The organism is Martelella sp., from assembly GCF_984369615.1.
This window is the reverse complement of the sequence record NZ_CFHTCS010000059.1, coordinates 1-16632: the sequence shown is the minus strand read 5'-3', so window position 1 is coordinate 16632 and position 16632 is coordinate 1. Positions and strand designations below refer to the sequence as shown.

Sequence of the window (16632 nt, the reverse complement as noted above, 5' to 3'; positions counted from 1 at the left end):
CTATGGCTGGCTGAAGACCGAATCGGGCGTTCACCGCCTGGTGCGGATCTCGCCCTATGACAGCAATGCCCGCCGCCATACCTCGTTCTCCTCGGTCTGGGTCTATCCCGTGATCGATGATTCGATCGATATCGAGGTCAATGAGAGCGACTGCCGGATCGATACCTATCGTTCATCCGGCGCGGGCGGCCAGCACGTCAATACCACCGACTCGGCGGTGCGCATCACCCATATCCCGACCGGGATCGTGGTCCAGTGCCAGCAGGAGCGTTCCCAGCACAAGAACCGGGCCAAGGCCTGGGACATGCTGCGCGCCCGCCTCTACGAGGCGGAACTGCAGAAGCGCGAGGAAGCGGCCAACCAGGAAGCGGCCTCCAAGACGGATATCGGCTGGGGTCACCAGATCCGTTCCTACGTTCTCCAGCCCTATCAGCTGGTGAAGGATCTGAGGACCGGCGTGGAAAGCACGTCGCCGTCCGATGTTCTCGACGGGGCGCTGAGCCCGTTCATGGAGGCGGCTCTTGCCCACCGCATCGAGGGCGGGGCGGGTGCCGCCGTCGAGGATATCGACTGATCGTCAATGCCCGGCGCTCTAACCTATTCAATCTACGCATCGGCCCGAAAATCGATTCCGATTTTCGGGCCGATGCGCGAAGACAGGACGCGCCGGAGCGTCTGCCTCTTCGGGCCGGGGGTATCGGCTTTTCCGTCTTTCCTCTTTTCATCCCGAACAAAAAGCCGTAAAGACGGCCCCATGATGACTGGGATACGGTTTCGCATCATTCGAATTATCGGCCCGGCTTTCCGCGCAGCCTGACAGGGCGCCGGAAGGTCCGGGATTTCGGCGTTTGTCACGCCCCTGCCACCGACAGTTTTCCTAAAGACTTGCGAGAGCGCGCCGTTTCAGGCGCCGCACCAGAGAAAAAGCCGCGAAACCATGAGCGACACAAAAGACACGATCGACTATTCCCAAACCCTTTACCTGCCGAAGACGGACTTCCCCATGCGCGCGGGCCTTCCCAGGAAGGAACCCGAGCTCGTCGCCCGCTGGGAGGAGCTCAATCTTTACAGGAAGATGCGCGAGGACGCCGCCGGGCGCGAGAAATTCGTGCTGCATGACGGTCCGCCCTATGCCAACGGCAACATCCATATCGGCCATGCGCTGAACAAGATCCTGAAGGACGTGATCACTCGCTCCTTCCAGATGCGCGGTTACGATTCCAACTACGTGCCGGGCTGGGATTGCCACGGCCTGCCGATCGAATGGAAGATCGAGGAAGCCTATCGCGCCAAGGGCAAGAACAAGGACGAGGTGCCGATCAACGAGTTCCGGCAGGAATGCCGCGACTTCGCCCAGCACTGGATCGACGTTCAGACGGCGGAATTCAAGCGGCTCGGCATCGAGGGCGATTTCGAAAAGCCCTATACGACGATGGCGTTTCATGCCGAAGCCCGCATCGCCGGCGAACTGCTGAAGATCGCGAAATCCGGCCAGCTCTATCGCGGCTCCAAGCCGGTGATGTGGTCGGTGGTCGAGCGCACGGCGCTGGCCGAGGCGGAAGTCGAATATCACGAGGTCCAGTCGGACACGATCTGGGTGAAGTTTCCGGTGACGGAAGGCTCCGACGACCTTGCTGGTGCCTTCGTCGTCATCTGGACGACGACGCCCTGGACCATCCCCGGCAACCGCGCGATCTCGTTCTCGTCGCGGCTCGAATACGGCCTTTACGAGGTCACCGAGGCGGAGAATGATTTCGGGCCGCAGAAGGGTGAAAAGCTGCTCTTGGCCAGGAACCTTTCCGAAGACTGTGCGGCGAAGGCCAAGGTGACGCTGAAGCTGCTCCGCGACGTCGACGGCGGCGAACTTGAGGCGGTTACCTGCGCCCACCCGCTCGTGGATCTCGGCTATGACTTCAAGGTGCCGCTGCTCGACGGCGATCATGTGACCGATGATGCCGGTACGGGCTTTGTCCACACCGCGCCCGGCCACGGCCGCGAGGATTTTGACGCCTGGATGGAACAGGCGCGCGACCTCGAGGCGCGCGGCATCTCGCCGAAGATCCCGTTCACGGTGGGAGACGATGGCTTCTACACCGACGAGGCACCGGGTTTCGGCCCCTCGGCTGAAGGCGGGGCTGCCCGCGTCATGGATGACAACGGCAAGAAGGGCGATGCCAATGACCGCGTCATCAAGGCGCTGATCGCCGCCGACCGCCTGTTTGCCCGTGGCCGGATCAAACATGACTATCCGCATTCCTGGCGCTCGAAAAAGCCGGTCATCTTCCGCAACACGCCGCAATGGTTCGTCTATATGGACAAGGACCTCGGCGATGAGACGACGCTGCGCACCCGCGCCCTTGCCGCCATCGACGATACGCGCTTCGTGCCGGCCGCCGGAAAGCATCGCCTGCGCGGCATGATCGAGAACCGGCCGGACTGGGTGCTTTCCCGCCAAAGGGCCTGGGGCGTGCCGATCTGCGTCTTTGCCGACAAGGCCGGCGAAGTGCTGGTGGATGAGGACGTCAATGCCCGCATCCTCGAGGCCTTCGAAAACGAGGGCGCCGACGCCTGGTTCGCCGAGGGCGGGCGGGAGCGTTTCCTCGGTGACAGGGCTTTCGAGGATTGGGAAATGGTCACCGACATTCTCGATGTCTGGTTCGATTCAGGCTCCACGCATGCCTTTGTGCTGGAAGACCGTCCTGACCTGAAATGGCCGGCCGATGTCTATCTCGAAGGTTCCGACCAGCATCGCGGCTGGTTCCATTCCTCGCTGCTGGAAGGCTGCGTTACCCGTGGCCGCGCGCCCTACAAGGCCGTCGTGACCCATGGGTTCACCATGGACGAACAGGGTCGCAAACAGTCGAAATCGCTGGGCAATCAGGTGTTCCCGCAGGATGTGATGGCCAAGTCCGGCGCCGATATCCTGCGCCTTTGGGTGATGACCACGGATTACTGGGAAGATCAGCGTCTGGGCGAGACGGTTATCAAGACCAATGTCGACACCTATCGCAAGCTGCGCAATACACTGCGCTGGATGCTCGGCACGCTTGCCCATGACGAGGGCGAGGAGATCGCGGTCGCCGACATGCCGGAGCTGGAGCGGCTGATGCTGCACCGGCTGGCCGAACTCGACCAGCTGGTGCGCAAGAGCTATGACGATTTCGAGTTCAAGAAGATCGCCCGCGCGCTGACGGATTTCGCCAATATCGAGCTTTCGGCCTTTTATTTCGACGTCCGCAAGGATGCGCTCTACTGCGATGCGCCGTCCTCACTGCGTCGTCGTTCGGCCCTCGTCGTCATCCGCAGGCTGTTCGACTGCCTGGCGACCTGGCTTGCGCCGATGCTGCCCTTCACCATGGAAGAGGCCTGGCTTTCGCGCAATCCGGACGCCGTGTCGGTTCATCTGGAACAGTTCCCGACGGTGCCGGCTGACTGGAAGGACGATGCGCTTGCTGCCAAGTGGCTGAAGGTCCGCGAGGTCCGCAAGGTCGTCACCGGCGCGCTTGAGATCGAGCGTCGGGACAAGCGGATCGGTTCATCGCTGGAGGCGGCTCCGGTCGTCTATGTCAACGATAAGGACCTGCTGGCCGCGCTGGACGACCGCGATTTCGAGGAGATCTGCATCACCTCGGCGATCACGGTGAAGGAAGGCGAGGGGCCGGAAGAGGCTTTCCGCCTGCCCGAGGTCGCCAATGTCGCCGTCGTGCCGGCGCTGGCAGAAGGCCGCAAATGCGCCCGTTCCTGGCGCATCACCGATGATGTCGGCTCGGATCCCGATTATCCGGATGTTTCGGTGCGCGATGCGGCGGCATTGCGGGAACTGGCCGGCAAGGCCTGAGCGTACAGGACAGCCGGGCGAAATTTCGTCCGGCTGCAATTCCTTGGACGAATTGCGAAAAAGACCGTTCTGCGGTAGGAATGTCGCGTTTTCGCCGGATTTGTCGCCGAATGATGGCAGATCGCCGGAAGAGTAAGTGGCGCCAGCGGTGCCGGAGTGCGTCGGGTCAAGCCGGATTATCGGGAGACCGGCGCGCCAGGGAAAGAACGAGATCGGCGGCCGGCCCGGGATGCGGTGGCTTGCTGATCGAAGGAGTGGTAGTAGAGCGCATGACCTTTGTTTTCCGTTCGATGAAACTTGCACTCGCCCTTGCGGGCGCCGCTTCGCTAGCTTCCTGCGTCAGCGCGCCGACCTATGGCACCGGCACGTCCGCCACCACGCAGCTGGTCGAGGATCTGGGAGAGGCTGTTCTGGTGATCAATCCGGATAAGCCCGATATCGACTACGCGCCGCGGCCGGAACTGGTGAAGCCGTCGAAGAACGTCGCCGGCCAGCCGCTCGTTCCGCCGCAGAAATCGGTGGCCTCCGTTGACAATCCGAACTGGATTGAATCGCCGGAAGAGCAGCGCGAACGCGTCTATCAGGAAATCGAGGACAACGAGGACAATCCGTTCTACAAGTCGCCGCTTGTCGGCGCCAAGAGCACGGGCCAATTGACCGAGAAGGAACAGCTCGAGGCCTTCCGCAAGGCCCGCACAGAGGCCAATTCGATCGACATCACTCAGCGGCGCTACCTGATCGATCCGCCCGAGGAATACCGCACGCCCTCCAGCCCCGAGGCGCTCAATGACCTGGGCGATCCCGAGCGCGCCAAGGAACGCCGCCGGCAGAAGCTGGCCGAGGGCAAGGATCCGGACCGCTGCTTCCTGTTCCTGAACTGCAAGAGCGGCAAGACCGAGGACTTCCTCGATTCGTCCAAGAACGCCGGCCAGGAGTAGGCGGGTCTTTTCCGGGGAATATGATGAACCATTTGATCCGGCCGGCAGAGCGCGCCGACGCGGCTACCATTTATCGCTTTGTCTGCGAGCTCGCCGAATTCGAAAAGGCGCTGGACAAGGTCGAGACCACCGAAGAGGGGCTCGCCGAGGCGATCTTCGGCGAGGGCTCGGTGACGGGCGGCCTGATTGCCGAGATTGACGGCAAGCCCGCCGGCTTTGCCATCTACTATTTCACCTTCTCCACCTGGCAGGGCCGCAACGGCATCTATCTGGAAGACCTCTATGTGTCGCCGGAGTTTCGCGGCGCGGGGCTGGGCAAGGCGCTGATGCGCGCCGTTGCCGAGGTTGCCGTGACAAAGAATTGCGGCCGCATGGAATGGAGCGTGCTCGACTGGAATGTCGATGCGATCCGCGTTTATGACGGCGTCGGCGGCAAGCCGCAGAGCGAATGGATCCGCTACCGCCTGGAAGACGAGACGCTTTCCGCCTTTGCCGGTCGCTGATCTTTACCGGCGCTCGCTGAAGAAGTCCTTCAGAAGCGCCGCAGCGCGGGTTTCCGAAAAGCCGGAATAGACGTCGGGCCGGTGATGGCAGGTCGGCTGGTCGAAGAAGCGGCCGCCGTGATCGACGCCGCCGCCCTTCGGATCTGCAGCGCCATAGTAAAGCCGCGCAATGCGGGCGAACGAGATCGCCGCCGCGCACATGGCGCAGGGCTCAAGCGTGACGTAGAGATGCGCGCCGGGAAGCCGTTCCGAGCCGATGATCTCGCATGCGGAGCGGATGGCGAGGATTTCGGCATGGGCCGTCGGATCGTTCAGTTCGCGCGTGCGGTTGCCGGCAGAGGCCAGAACCGCGCCGTCAAGCGCGATGACGGCGCCGATCGGCACTTCGCCGCGCGCGGCTGCATGTTCGGCTTCTTCCAGCGCCAATGCCATGAAATCGCTGCCCGCAGCCATTTTGACAAGTTTCCTCTTAACCAATTCTTCCTGTCCTGTTAGAGGATCGGGATCAACAGGCAAAGCGAAATGAACCAGAAAGACAAATTCCCCAAACGCGGCGGAAAGCCTTCGGGCAAGCCTGCCGGCAAGCCCGCCCCGGCCAAGGACGCGCCGAAGGCGGAGGCCGATGAACGCGCGCCGGAGCGTATCGCCAAGATCCTGGCGCGCGCGGGCGTCGCCTCCAGGCGCGATGCCGAGCGGATGATCCTCGACGGCCGCGTCAAGGTCAACGGCAAGGTGCTGGAGAGCCCGGCCGTGAACGTGACGCTTGCCGACAAGATTGAGGTCGATGGCGAGGAAATCCGCGGCATCGAGCGCACGCGGCTGTGGATTTATCACAAGCCCGCCGGCCTGGTGACGACCAATTCCGATCCGGAAGGCCGGCCGACAGTGTTCGAGAAGCTGCCGAAGGACCTGCCGCGCGTCATCTCGATCGGCCGTCTCGACATCAACACCGAGGGCCTTCTTCTGCTGACGAATGACGGCGGGCTTGCGCGCGTGCTGGAGCTGCCGGCCACCGGCTGGCTGCGCCGCTACCGCGTGCGCGCCCATGGCCGGATCACGCAGGACGACCTCGACAAGCTGAAGGACGGCATTGCCGTTGACGGCGTGCTCTATGGCGCGATCGACGCGACGCTGGATCGCGAGCAGGGATCGAATGTCTGGATCACCATGGGGCTGCGCGAAGGCAAGAACCGCGAGATCAAGAATGTGCTCGGCGCGCTCGGTCTCGAGGTCTCGCGCCTGATCCGCATCTCCTACGGGCCTTTCCAGTTGGGCGAGCTGGCCGAGGGCAATGTGCTGGAAGTGCGCGGACGCACGCTGCGCGACCAGCTGGGCCCGCGCCTGATCGAGGAAGCCGGCGCCAATTTCGATGCGCCGATCTATCATGACGGCGAGGCCGCCGTGCCGAAACCCGCCGAGGCCGAAGCGCCGAAGCGGGCGCCGCGCCGGGAAAAACTCGACCGGCAGGAGCGCGCCGAGCGCGGCCGCGACCGGCTTGATACCAAGCGCAGGGACGAGGAAAAGCCGGTTCGCGATGTCGAGCGCAATACCCGCTCCGCCAATGTGTGGATGGCGGCGGGCGCCCGGCCGCTGGGGCCCAAGGCGAAGAAGAAGGCCGAGGACAAGGCGCGCGAGGATGCACGGCGCGACGCCCGCAAGGATTCACGCCGCGGGCAAGAGGGCGACAGCCCGCGCGCTGCACGCCCGGCAGGCGGCAAGGGACCGAGGGGCGGCAAGCCTTCCGGCAGCAAGCCCGGCGCTGGCTTTGCCAAGGGTCCGCGCAAGCCGCGCGACGAAGGTGATGCGACCGGTAGTGGCGAAAAGCGTTTCTCCGGGCCGAAGCGCCCGGCCGGCGAAGGCCGTCCGCCGCGCGGTGAAGGCCGACCGGCAGGTGGCCGTCCGTCAGGCGAAAAGCGCGGCGCACGTCCCGACAACGGCAAGCGCGGCAAGCCCAATGGCAATGACAGGCCGCGCGGCGGTGCAGGCGGCAAGGGGCCGAGGGGCAATGCGGATCGTCGGCGGTGAGTTTCGCGGGCGCGCGCTCGCGGCTCCGAAGACCTCGGAGATAAGGCCGACGACGGATCGCACCCGCGAAAGCCTGTTCAACATTCTGGCCCATGGCTACCCGGATGCGGTGGAGGGCGCGCGCGTGCTGGAGCTTTTTGCGGGCACCGGCGCTGTCGGCCTTGAAGCCGTCTCGCGTGGCGCAAGGGCCGCGACCTTTGTCGAAAACAGCGTTGAGGGGCGCGGTCTGATCTGGGCCAATATCGAAGCGCTCGGCCTTGCCGGGCGCACCCGCATCATGCGTCGGGATGCAACGAAGCTCGGCAGCGTCGGCAAGCTGGAACCCTATGATTTTCTGTTTGCCGACCCGCCCTATGGCAAGGGTCTTGGCGAAAAGGCGATTGCGGCGGCAGGCGAGGGCGGATGGCTGAAGCCAGGCGCGCTCGTCATTCTGGAAGAGGCTGCGGATAGCGCGCCGGCGCTTCCCGCAGGTTTTGCGGTACTGGAAGAGCGCGCATTCGGCGATACGCGCATGCATTTCTATCGGTATCGCGCCTGAATTATTTCCGTGATCGGCTAGCCTCTCCGCAAAGCCCCCAATTCTTCTCGCCCCGGAGGGGAGAGATGTCGCTTTCGGGGCATCTCTCCCGCCAGCGGGAGAGAGTATTGGAAGCGTGTCGGAAAGGATTAAATTCCTATATGGTGGCCGAATGCGGCAGCACGAATGGCGTATCATCTTCTGGCGGCTGGCTTACGGAAAGCCGGGTCGCAAACACGGCGTGGAGATTGGCATCGGTGATGGTGTCCTTCGGGCTGCCTGAAGCCACCACCCGCCCCTCGCGCATCAGCACGATGTGGTCGGCGAAAAGCGCCGTCAGGTTGAGGTCGTGCATCACCGCAATGACGCCGCCGCCGGCGCGGCAAAAGCCCTGTGCGAGGCGCATGATCGCCAGTTGGTGGAGAATGTCGAGGCTTGCCACCGGCTCGTCGAGGAGCAGCCAGCGCGGCGCGCCGTCGGCAACCGGCGCCTCGATCTGGCAGAGCACGCGGGCAAGCTGGACGCGCTGCTGCTCGCCGCCGGAAAGCTCCTGATAGAAGCGCCCCTCGAAGCCGTTGAGGTCAACCGCCTTCAGCGCCCTGGCCATGATCTGCCGGTCGGCATCGGCGGCACGGTGGCTGCGGCCCGAAAGACCCATGCGCAGCACTTCGGTGACGGTGAAGGGGAAGGCGAGGTTTGAGGCCTGCGGCAGCACGCCGCGCAGTTCGGCAAGCTGCCACGGCGCAAGCGCTGCGATATCCGCGCCATTGATGGCGACCTTGCCGCCCTCGGGCTTCAGGTCGCCGGCAATCGCCTTCAGCGTCGTCGTTTTGCCGGAGCCGTTCGGGCCGCAAATGGCGGTCAATTCGCCGGCGCGGGCTTCGAGCGAAACATGGTTGAGAACCGGGCGGCCGGAAAGCGCTACCGAGATCCGTTTGGTGGTGATCATGGTCATGCGGTCACAGGTTAAGGCGCGAGCGGTTCTTCAAGAGGATCCACAGGAAGAAGGGGCCGCCGGCTGTCGCGGTGATGATTCCGATCGGCAGTTCGGCGGGCGCGACGATGGTGCGGGCGAAAAGATCGGCGAGCACCAGAAGCGCGCCGCCGAGAAGGGCGGAGGCCGGCAGCAGGTAGCGGTGATCCGGGCCGATGACGAGCCGCAGGAGATGCGGCACGACGATGCCGACAAAGCCGATTCCGCCGGAAACGGCAACGCCCGCGCCTGTGGCAGCCGCCACCGCGACAATGGTGATGTTCTTCAGCCGCTGCACGGGGATGCCGATGTGATAGGCGGTCGCCTCGCCAAGCGTGATGGCATTGAGCCCGCGCGCCATGAATGGCAGGACGGCGAAGGCCGCGAACATGATCGGCGCGATCGCCCAGATCTTGGTCCAGGTGGCGCCGGCGAGCGATCCCATCGACCAGAAGGTGAGGTCGCGCAATTGCTGGTCATTGGCGAGGTAGACGAGAAAGCCGGTGGCGGCCCCGGCCAGAGCGGACAGCGCAATGCCCGCAAGCAGCATGGTGGCAACGGATGTCTGGCCGTGCCGCGTCGCGATCCGGTAAAGCGTCAGCGTGGTTGCCAGTCCGCCCAGGAATGCGGCGGCGGGAAGGGCATAGAAACCGAGCAGATTGGTCAGCGGCGCGGCTATGGTGCCGCCCAGCACGATCATCACCACCGCGCCGAGGCCCGCGCCGGCGGAAACGCCGACGAGGCCGGGATCGGCCAGCGGATTGCGAAAGAGGCCCTGCATGGCCGTGCCGCAGACCGCGAGCGATGCGCCCACCAGAAATCCCATGATGGCGCGGGGCAAACGGATATCGAAGACGATGATGCGGTCGCGGGCGGCGAGCGCATCATCCGCATTGCCGGTGAGCAGTGCCCGGCCGACGTCGAAGACGGAGGCATCCGAGGCGCCGTTCGCCACGGAGACCAGAACGGCGAGGACCGAGGCTGCGGCAAGCACCAGGATCGTGAAAACAGCAACGCCGGAGCGGTCGCCGCTCTCGCGCCAGTTGAGCCGCCTGCCGGCCGATGTCAGCGTGTCGATCACCACCATGCGCGCTTTATTCTCCGTAGATTTCAGCCGTCAGCTTCGACAGATTCTCGCCGAAGCGCGGGCCGAAATTCATCATGCCGACCGGATCGATCCGGTAGATCGCCATGGCCTCGCCCGCAGGCGTCAGGGCCAGGGCGGGCTGGGCAGCGATATCCTCGTTCTTCGGCACATGGTTTCCGGCCGCGCCATCCATCAGCAGGATGACATCGGGGGCCGCCTCGATGACCGCCTCGTCGGACAGCGTCTTGTAGCCCTCGAAAGCGCCGAAAGCATTTTCGAGGCCCGCGGCCTCGATCACGCCATTGGCGGCCGTGCCTGTGCCCGATCCCATCACCTTGCCGCCGCGCAGGCTGAGGATGAAGATTGCGCTCTTTTTCTCGCTCGGCGCGCGTGCGGCGTTTCTGGCAAGTATCGGATCCAGTTCGGCCGCGATCTCGTCAGCGATGGCCCGGGCCTCGGCCTCACGGCCAAGCAGCGTGCCGATGGTCATGACCTTTTCGATGATGCCGTTACGGCTGTAGTCTTCGGGAACGAAGGCGAGGTCGACGTCGGCCTTCTCCATCACCTCCATCGTCTCCGGCGGCCCGGCGCCTTCGATGCTGATGATGGCGGAGGGATTGACGGAGAGGATACCCTCCGGGGAAAGCTGGCGCATATAGCCGATATCGGGCAGCGCGAGCGCTTCCGGCGGATAGGTGCTGGTCGTGTCGCGGCCGATCACGGCATCGCCCGCGCCGAGCGCGTAGACGATCTCGGTGACGGAGCCGCCGATGGTGACGAGGGCCGACGTGTCCTCAAGCGGCTCGGCGGCCGATGCCGTTGTGGCGCCGGCCAGAAGCAGGCCGGCGATGAGGGGCGCGGTCTTCAGCGCGGATAAGATGGCAGACATGTCTCTCCTCAGGCGGCTGCGGTTTCGTTGCGGCGCGGCAGGCTTTCGACGAGCGCCCGCCAGGCCGGACGCTCTGCATAGCCTTCCATGCGCTTGCCGAAGAACTGGATGATCATCTCGCCTGCCGCGTTGAAGGCCTCGACAGAGGTGACGTGGCCGTCGCTCGTCGGCTTGCGCACCAGCCAGGCCTCGGCAATGTGGTCGCGGCGCAGATGCAGGTGGAAGGTCGGGTCCATGACATTGATCCAGGGCCCCATCTCGACGATCTTCTTGACCGGGCCGGAATGGATCTGCACGATGCCGTTATTGTTGACGAACACCATGATCGGCAGGTCCTCATCTTCCGCGGCCTTGTGCAGGAGGGTGGCGACCGCATCATCGGCAAGGCGGAAGGCGTAATCATCGCCGACCGTCGAAATCGCCGTCTGGCGGTGGACCTTGAGGTCATTCAGCATGCCGAAGAACTGGTGCGTGTCGGTCAGCGCCGTCCAGCGGTCGCGCAAAACTTCGACATCGACGGCCTGCGGGTCGCGGGCGTGATCGGCGTCGTGGGCCTTGATCTCGCCCGTCTCGATCGTCTGGCTATCGTCATCCAGCTTGTGAGCCTCGACGAAGGCGCGATAAGCTTCGATACTGGATTTCGGACGCCAATGCACCTTGAAGACGGCGGCGCCGGTGACGTCAAAATATTGCAGGCTCAGCTTTTCACGGCCTTCATCATCCGTCTTGGTGACGGCAAAGGCGTGGGCCCAGCGGCTGGGGAATATCCTGAGGTCGATATTCTCGCCCAGCACGATCGCGGCCTTCTTGCCGTTCTTGATGTTTTCGAAGATGCCGATCTTTTCATGGACAGCGCTTTCGTTGCGCGACAGCGCCATGATCTCGCCGAAGCTTTCGGCATGCGCCAGAAGGCGGGAAGGCTCCGGAGAGATGCGGGTTGCCGTGAGGCCGACTTCCGCGGCAACGAGTTCTGCTTCGGAAATGCCGAGCTGCGAAGCGATGTCGCGCTCGCGCATCTTCGGGTTGTCACGGCGGAAGGCGCGGATATCCTCGGGTGTCTTGGTCGTCATCGGTCTCGTCTCGTCTGGTCTTACTTGTTCAGAATTAACTTGCCCTGGCGGGTAATCTTCATGCGGTAGTCGGCGCCCTGGTGGCGAATGATGACCTCATTGCCGCCTTTGAAGAGCGTCTCGCTTTGAAGCACGGGTGCGCCGTTTTCGCTTGCTTCGGCCCGTCCGGCCGTCTTGTCGTCGTTCATCCTGGTCGATATTGTCTGTTCGGGTTAAAACTTGAATCTTCGAATCCGGTTTTATAAGTTGACTCTATTAGTCACCTTTGTCTATCCACGCAATAGACGTTTTCCGAAGTGAGCGGTAGGATGGAGCGTCACCGGGCAGCACGTCCGCCGCCCGACACATCCGATCCAAAACCGCCGGAGATTTGAGAAATGAAAATTTTCCCATGCGCCGCCGCCGCGCTTTTCGCCCTGTCGCAGCCGATCCTGGCCCAGGAGGCCGCCACGGGCGATGCCGCCATGCCGGCGGACGAAAAGGCGGGGCTTTCGATCTCGCTCAATGCGCTGGATACGACCGACAATGGCTGCAAGCTGACCTTCCTGGTGGAAAATAACCTGTCGGCGCCGATCGACAGCCTGCAGGCCGAAGTGGCGCTGTTCGACACGGAGGGCGTCGTTGATCGGCTGACCATGCTCGACTTCCTGTCGCTGCCGGCCGGCAAGATGCGGGTGCGCCAGTTCGAACTGCCGGGCGCGGGCTGCGACGCGCTTGGCGGCCTGCTGCTCAACGACCTCAAGGTCTGCGACGTGGCCGGAGCCGATTGCATGGCCGAGCTTGAAACCGGCTCGAAGGCCGGCATTCCCTTCGACGGTTGATCCGCCGGAAGAAAAAAAACGCTGCGCGCTCTGCGCCAAGACCAATAAGACATGCCAAAACGAAGCTGCCGATGACGGATGACAGGGCAATGTTTGCGATGGGTTTGCCGGGTGGCGTCCGCGACGCGGAGCCGGTGGAGCCCGTTTCGCCTCCGCAAACGGCGGCAAAGGCGGATGCGCCGGTCGTGGCACCTGCGAGCCGTAAGCCCGTCGATCTCGACGCCGTCGTCCTGGAACTGAAGGCGGCAGCCGGTGTTGCCGCCGAAAAGCCGCAGGAGACAAAGAGCGAGGCTGGCGAGGATGAGCCGGTGCTTGCCGCCGAAGAGGCTGACCTCGGCAGCGTCAGCCTGCCGCGGCTTGCAGGCGGCAATGCCAGCCCCGAAAAGTCCAGGCGGCTGCCGATGGCCGCGTTCGCCTCGATCCTCATCCATGGCGCGGCCTTCGCCATGGCGCTCCATGTCGCCGAGATCATTCCCGAGGCCCCGGCAGAGGAGGGCGGCGTTGTCGTCAGCGTCGTCATGCTCGGCAATGGCGATGTGGACGCGGCGGCAAGCGGCGCGGAAGAGGCCCGGCCGACCGAAGTCGAGACGCAGCCGGTGCCGGTGGAACAGGCCGTGACCGCCGCGCCGGAGGCGTTGAGCCCCGCGGCGTCCGAACCCCCGCCGCAGGTCACGCCGGCCGAACAGGCGCCCCCGGTCGAGACACTGGCTGCGTCGACGCCGGCGCCTGAGGTGGTTGCCGCCGCGCCGGTCGAAACCGCCGGGGCCCTTTCGACGGACGCCATCGAGACAGCACAGGCGGCGGCGCTTTCGAGCCCTGCGCCGCAGGTGCTTGCCGTTGCCCCGAGCGAGGCCGCAACCCCTGACGCCGTCGCTCCGGCCGCCCCTGTCGTATCCGGGGCCGCGCCGCCGCCGGATACCGGGATGGTTGCGCCGCCGGAAATGGCCTATGCGGCGCGATCCGAGGCCGTTGCGGCCGAAGCCCCGCCGCCGGTCGAATCACTTTCAACTGAGATGCCCGAGGTCGAGACAATCACGGCGCAGGAAGACGATCCTGAACTGGCCTATGACATAGCGCCGCCGATCCCCGAGCCTTCGCCCTGGGAAACCGAACCCTTGCCGGAAGACCAGGTTGCCACAAGGCAGGCGGAGGCCGAACGTCGGCAGGCCGAGCAGAGAAGGACCGTTCAGCGCCAGAGCGCCGGGTCCGGCGGGCAATCGGCGCGCGATGCGCGCCGGGGCTCGGCCAGCGGCACATCTGAGCAAGGCGCGATGCAGGCAGCCGAATCGCGCAGCGGTTCATCAGGAAACGGCGCGGCGGAAATGGCGAATTATGCGGGCAGGGTACAGGCACGGCTTGCCCGGTCGGTTGCGGCGGAACGCTATTATCGTGATCTCGGTCCACTCACGACCACGGTGACCATCCGGCTGACGCTCAACCGTTCAGGCAATATCGCCGCCCTGTCGCTGGCGCGTTCCTCGGGAAACAGCCAGGTGGATGCGGTTGTCCTGCAGCGCGCACGGGCAGCAGGCTCTTTCGGACCGTTTCCGGAAAGCTACGCGGGCGCGCAGAAAAGCTTCACCCTGCCGGTCAATCTCACGCTGCGCCGGTAAAGGGACCGCTCACGCACTGCCGATTGTGCGCTGCAGACCCTGCAGCGCCGGCTGATAGTTCGGGTTCAGCCTCTTGGCTTGCTGATAATAGGAGGCCGCCTTGGTGAAATCGCCCTGGCGCTCGAAGATCAGGCCGAGATTGGCCCAGCTTTCGGCGTTCTGCTGGTCGAGCGCCAGCGCCTTGTCGAAATCGGCGCGGGCGTTCTGGTCGTCATTCAGCGCCAGATAGGAGACGCCGCGACCATTATAGGGCTGCGGGGCCTTCGGCGAGAGCGAGATCGCCTTGGAGAAATCGGCGATCGCCAGCTCCTGCTGGCCGCGCTGCTGGTAGATCAGGCCGCGATTGTGATAGGCGCGCGCATCGGTCGTGTTGAGCTGGATCGCTCGCGTGAAATCGTTGAACGCATCGTTCTGCTGGCCGGCCTCGCGGTAGAGATTGCCGCGCCCGATATAGGCGACGTCATAGTTCGAATTGATCTGCAGGGCCCGGTTATAGTCGTTCAGCGCATCCATCCGCTGGCCGAGACTGCGCTCGATCAGCGCGCGGTTGGCATAGGCCTGGTAGTAATTCGGGTTGAGCGCGATCGCCTTGTTGAAGTCTTCCATCGCGCGCCGGTCCTCGCCGGCCCGGCCATAGGCGGCGCCGCGCACATTATAGGCTTCCGGATCGTTGGGGTTGGCGGCGATCACATTGGTCAGGGATGCGATGTTCTGCTCCGAACCCTGAGTCGCGTCGATCGAGACGACGTTCTGGTTCATCATCTGGGAGCTCTGGCAGGCAGCGAGCATGCCGACGGCCCCGAAGAGGAGGGCGAGCCTCAGCTTCCGGCCGGCGCCTGTCATGAATGTGCCAGCAGTCATCTCAGTCATATCCGTCCCTCGTTTCGTGTCTCGTCGCGCGCAAATTGCAGACGCGCGGGCATCGTTACCGTCGCAAGGTAAATATCTAGCAAATAAAAAGGCGGGGGCCTACGCTCCCGCCATCACAACATGTTCAATGTGCCGAAATAACGACAATCAGCGCGAAACCAGACCTTCGCGGATGGCGCGCTTGCGGGCCAGCTTGCGCACGCGGCGGATCGCCTCGGCCTTTTCGCGGGCGCGCTTCTGCGAGGGCTTCTCGTAGAAATCACGCATCTTCATTTCGCGGAAGATGCCTTCGCGCTGCATTTTCTTCTTCAGAGCGCGGAGAGCCTGGTCAACATTGTTGTCGCGGACAAGTACTTGCACGTGTATCCCGTTCCTTAAATTTCGTTGGTGTCGTTCAGCCTGGCAAATACTTGCGCGTCAGGCAGTGTTGCTTGTCATCGTCGGGTTCTGCCCGACATTTGGCGTCGCGGATATCAGATTTCGGCGGTGAAGTCCAGCCCCCGCGCGCTGGATAGCAGGCGATTGCGCCCGTTTTGCCGCAGAAGCCGCAGGTTCGAAACGCGGCGCGTCGTTAGCGCGCTTGCCGTCCGCGCGCAACCCCGAAAATTCCGATGTCGAGCGCAGGCGGCAAAAGCGTCGCAAAAAGGACGTTGCGTCACTTTCCGATTTGCGATTGGTATAGGGTAAGGACAAACAGGTAAGCCGGCCCGAGGGAGCATTTAGATGCGCAAATATTCCGTTTTCGCCCTGGCGCGCGAGGCCATGCGGCACCATACGGGCTGGGAAAAGCACTGGACCTCGCCCGAGCCGAAGCCGGAATACGACGTCATCATCATCGGCGGCGGCGGCCACGGCATGGGCGCGGCCTACTATCTCGCCAAGGAACACGGCATCACCAATATTGCCGTGATCGAAAAAGGCTGGGTCGGCGGCGGCAATACAGGGCGAAATACCACCATCGTGCGCTCCAATTATCTCTATGACGAGAGCATGGATATCTACGAGCATTCCCTGAAGCTCTGGGAAGGCCTCGCGCTCGATCTCAACTACAATGTCATGTATTCGCCGCGCGGCGTGATGATGCTGTCGCACAACGAGCATGACCGCCAGTCCTTCAAGCGTCACGTCCACGCCAACCGGCTCTACGGCATCGACAATGAATGGCTGACGCCGGTCCAGGCGAAGGCGTACTGTCCGCCGCTCGATATCGCGGCGACCGCGCGCTATCCGGTCAACGGCGCGGCCCTGCAGCGGCGCGGCGGCACGGCGCGCCACGATGCGGTTGTCTGGGGGTATGGCCGCGCGGCCTCCGACCGGGGCGTGCATATCATCCAGAACTGCGAGGTGAAGGGCATTCGTCGCGGGCCGGACGGGGCCGTTGCCGGGGTCGAAACCTCGAAGGGCTTTATCGGCGCGAAGAAGATCGGCGTCTCCGCCTCCGGCCACAATTCCGTGGTGATGGCGATGGCCGATGTCCGCCTGCCGCTC

General features: G+C 64.0%; 17 protein-coding genes. 9 read left to right on the top strand and 8 right to left on the bottom strand.

The genetic code is table 11. From position 1 onward, the window contains the following. The 4 genes from AC5DC2_RS07400 to AC5DC2_RS07385 all read left to right on the top strand — a co-directional run. Positions 1-574: peptide chain release factor-like protein (locus AC5DC2_RS07400; RefSeq protein WP_491698044.1), on the top strand; the 574-nt coding region annotated here is incomplete at its 5' end. 363 nt (positions 575-937) lie between these two features. Further along, positions 938-3838 carry an isoleucine--tRNA ligase gene (gene ileS, locus AC5DC2_RS07395; RefSeq protein ID WP_491698043.1) on the top strand — a complete coding sequence of 967 codons (2901 nt, stop codon included), beginning with the start codon at positions 938-940 and terminating at the stop codon, positions 3836-3838. A 269-nt stretch (positions 3839-4107) separates the two neighbouring features. Next, entirely contained in the window at positions 4108-4776 is a 669-nt protein-coding gene (locus tag AC5DC2_RS07390) for a hypothetical protein (protein ID WP_491698042.1), read from the top strand. Positions 4777-4799: 23 nt separating this feature from the next. Continuing rightward, positions 4800-5279, top strand: a complete 480-nt coding sequence (locus AC5DC2_RS07385) for a GNAT family N-acetyltransferase (protein ID WP_024710118.1) — start codon at positions 4800-4802, stop codon at positions 5277-5279. A 3-nt stretch (positions 5280-5282) separates the two neighbouring features. Here AC5DC2_RS07385 and AC5DC2_RS07380 read toward each other — a convergent pair whose 3' ends face one another. After that, positions 5283-5732, bottom strand: a complete 450-nt coding sequence (locus tag AC5DC2_RS07380; RefSeq protein ID WP_491698041.1) for a nucleoside deaminase — start codon at positions 5730-5732, stop codon at positions 5283-5285. A gap of 69 nt (positions 5733-5801) precedes the next feature. Here AC5DC2_RS07380 and AC5DC2_RS07375 point away from each other — a divergent pair, with 69 nt between their 5' ends. Then, on the top strand, positions 5802-7304 hold the full coding sequence (locus AC5DC2_RS07375; RefSeq protein WP_491698040.1) for a pseudouridine synthase: 1503 nt from the start codon (positions 5802-5804) through the stop codon (positions 7302-7304). After that, complete coding sequence (gene rsmD / locus AC5DC2_RS07370; RefSeq protein WP_491698039.1) at positions 7285-7842, top strand: 16S rRNA (guanine(966)-N(2))-methyltransferase RsmD; 558 nt, start codon at positions 7285-7287, stop codon at positions 7840-7842. The genes AC5DC2_RS07375 and rsmD overlap by 20 nt, the downstream gene beginning before the upstream one ends. A 136-nt stretch (positions 7843-7978) precedes the next feature. On the opposite strand, the gene AC5DC2_RS07365 is transcribed toward rsmD, so the two are convergent. The 5 genes from AC5DC2_RS07365 to hemP are packed head-to-tail and all read right to left on the bottom strand — an operon-like array spanning position 7979 to position 12028. After that, positions 7979-8770, bottom strand: a complete 792-nt coding sequence (locus AC5DC2_RS07365; RefSeq protein WP_491698045.1) for a heme ABC transporter ATP-binding protein — start codon at positions 8768-8770, stop codon at positions 7979-7981. Positions 8771-8780: 10 nt separating this feature from the next. Continuing rightward, positions 8781-9881, bottom strand: coding sequence for a FecCD family ABC transporter permease (locus AC5DC2_RS07360; RefSeq protein ID WP_491698038.1), 1101 nt, complete (start codon positions 9879-9881; stop codon positions 8781-8783). 7 nt (positions 9882-9888) lie between these two features. After that, on the bottom strand, positions 9889-10770 hold the full coding sequence (locus AC5DC2_RS07355; protein WP_491698037.1) for a heme/hemin ABC transporter substrate-binding protein: 882 nt from the start codon (positions 10768-10770) through the stop codon (positions 9889-9891). Positions 10771-10778: 8 nt separating this feature from the next. Beyond that, on the bottom strand, positions 10779-11840 hold the full coding sequence (locus AC5DC2_RS07350; RefSeq protein ID WP_491698036.1) for a hemin-degrading factor: 1062 nt from the start codon (positions 11838-11840) through the stop codon (positions 10779-10781). 20 nt (positions 11841-11860) lie between these two features. Beyond that, the gene (gene hemP / locus AC5DC2_RS07345) at positions 11861-12028 is read right to left on the bottom strand and encodes a hemin uptake protein HemP (protein WP_081725902.1); all 168 of its coding nucleotides are present in this window, start codon (positions 12026-12028) and stop codon (positions 11861-11863) included. A gap of 189 nt (positions 12029-12217) precedes the next feature. On the opposite strand from hemP, the gene AC5DC2_RS07340 reads away from it, so the two are divergent. Both AC5DC2_RS07340 and AC5DC2_RS07335 read left to right on the top strand, forming a co-directional pair. After that, positions 12218-12661, top strand: a complete 444-nt coding sequence (locus AC5DC2_RS07340) for a hypothetical protein (RefSeq protein WP_491698035.1) — start codon at positions 12218-12220, stop codon at positions 12659-12661. A gap of 89 nt (positions 12662-12750) precedes the next feature. Beyond that, the gene (locus tag AC5DC2_RS07335) at positions 12751-14274 is read left to right on the top strand and encodes a TonB family protein (protein WP_491698034.1); all 1524 of its coding nucleotides are present in this window, start codon (positions 12751-12753) and stop codon (positions 14272-14274) included. Positions 14275-14283: 9 nt separating this feature from the next. On the opposite strand, the gene AC5DC2_RS07330 is transcribed toward AC5DC2_RS07335, so the two are convergent. Both AC5DC2_RS07330 and rpsU read right to left on the bottom strand, forming a co-directional pair. After that, on the bottom strand, positions 14284-15117 hold the full coding sequence (locus tag AC5DC2_RS07330; RefSeq protein ID WP_024710129.1) for a tetratricopeptide repeat protein: 834 nt from the start codon (positions 15115-15117) through the stop codon (positions 14284-14286). 174 nt (positions 15118-15291) lie between these two features. Next, positions 15292-15504 (bottom strand): 30S ribosomal protein S21, encoded by a 213-nt coding sequence (rpsU, locus tag AC5DC2_RS07325; protein WP_024710130.1) that lies wholly within the window; start codon positions 15502-15504, stop codon positions 15292-15294. A 363-nt stretch (positions 15505-15867) separates the two neighbouring features. On the opposite strand from rpsU, the gene AC5DC2_RS07320 reads away from it, so the two are divergent. After that, on the top strand, positions 15868-16632 hold a 765-nt coding region (locus AC5DC2_RS07320), incomplete at its 3' end, for an FAD-dependent oxidoreductase (protein WP_491698033.1).

Excerpts from the sequence above, each read along its gene's own strand:
- hemP (WP_081725902.1), bottom strand. The coding sequence starts at position 12,028 with ATGAACGACGACAAGACGGCCGGACGGGCCGAAGCAAGCGAAAACGGC.
- AC5DC2_RS07385 (WP_024710118.1), top strand. The coding sequence starts at position 4,800 with ATGAACCATTTGATCCGGCCGGCAGAGCGCGCCGACGCGGCTACCATT.
- AC5DC2_RS07365 (WP_491698045.1), bottom strand. The coding sequence starts at position 8,770 with ATGATCACCACCAAACGGATCTCGGTAGCGCTTTCCGGCCGCCCGGTT.
- AC5DC2_RS07380 (WP_491698041.1), bottom strand. The coding sequence starts at position 5,732 with ATGGCTGCGGGCAGCGATTTCATGGCATTGGCGCTGGAAGAAGCCGAA.
- AC5DC2_RS07355 (WP_491698037.1), bottom strand. The coding sequence starts at position 10,770 with ATGTCTGCCATCTTATCCGCGCTGAAGACCGCGCCCCTCATCGCCGGC.
- AC5DC2_RS07335 (WP_491698034.1), top strand. The coding sequence starts at position 12,751 with ATGTTTGCGATGGGTTTGCCGGGTGGCGTCCGCGACGCGGAGCCGGTG.
- rsmD (WP_491698039.1), top strand. The coding sequence starts at position 7,285 with ATGCGGATCGTCGGCGGTGAGTTTCGCGGGCGCGCGCTCGCGGCTCCG.
- AC5DC2_RS07340 (WP_491698035.1), top strand. The coding sequence starts at position 12,218 with ATGAAAATTTTCCCATGCGCCGCCGCCGCGCTTTTCGCCCTGTCGCAG.
- AC5DC2_RS07360 (WP_491698038.1), bottom strand. The coding sequence starts at position 9,881 with ATGGTGGTGATCGACACGCTGACATCGGCCGGCAGGCGGCTCAACTGG.
- AC5DC2_RS07375 (WP_491698040.1), top strand. The coding sequence starts at position 5,802 with ATGAACCAGAAAGACAAATTCCCCAAACGCGGCGGAAAGCCTTCGGGC.
- ileS (WP_491698043.1), top strand. The coding sequence starts at position 938 with ATGAGCGACACAAAAGACACGATCGACTATTCCCAAACCCTTTACCTG.
- AC5DC2_RS07330 (WP_024710129.1), bottom strand. The coding sequence starts at position 15,117 with ATGACAGGCGCCGGCCGGAAGCTGAGGCTCGCCCTCCTCTTCGGGGCC.
- AC5DC2_RS07390 (WP_491698042.1), top strand. The coding sequence starts at position 4,108 with ATGACCTTTGTTTTCCGTTCGATGAAACTTGCACTCGCCCTTGCGGGC.
- AC5DC2_RS07350 (WP_491698036.1), bottom strand. The coding sequence starts at position 11,840 with ATGACGACCAAGACACCCGAGGATATCCGCGCCTTCCGCCGTGACAAC.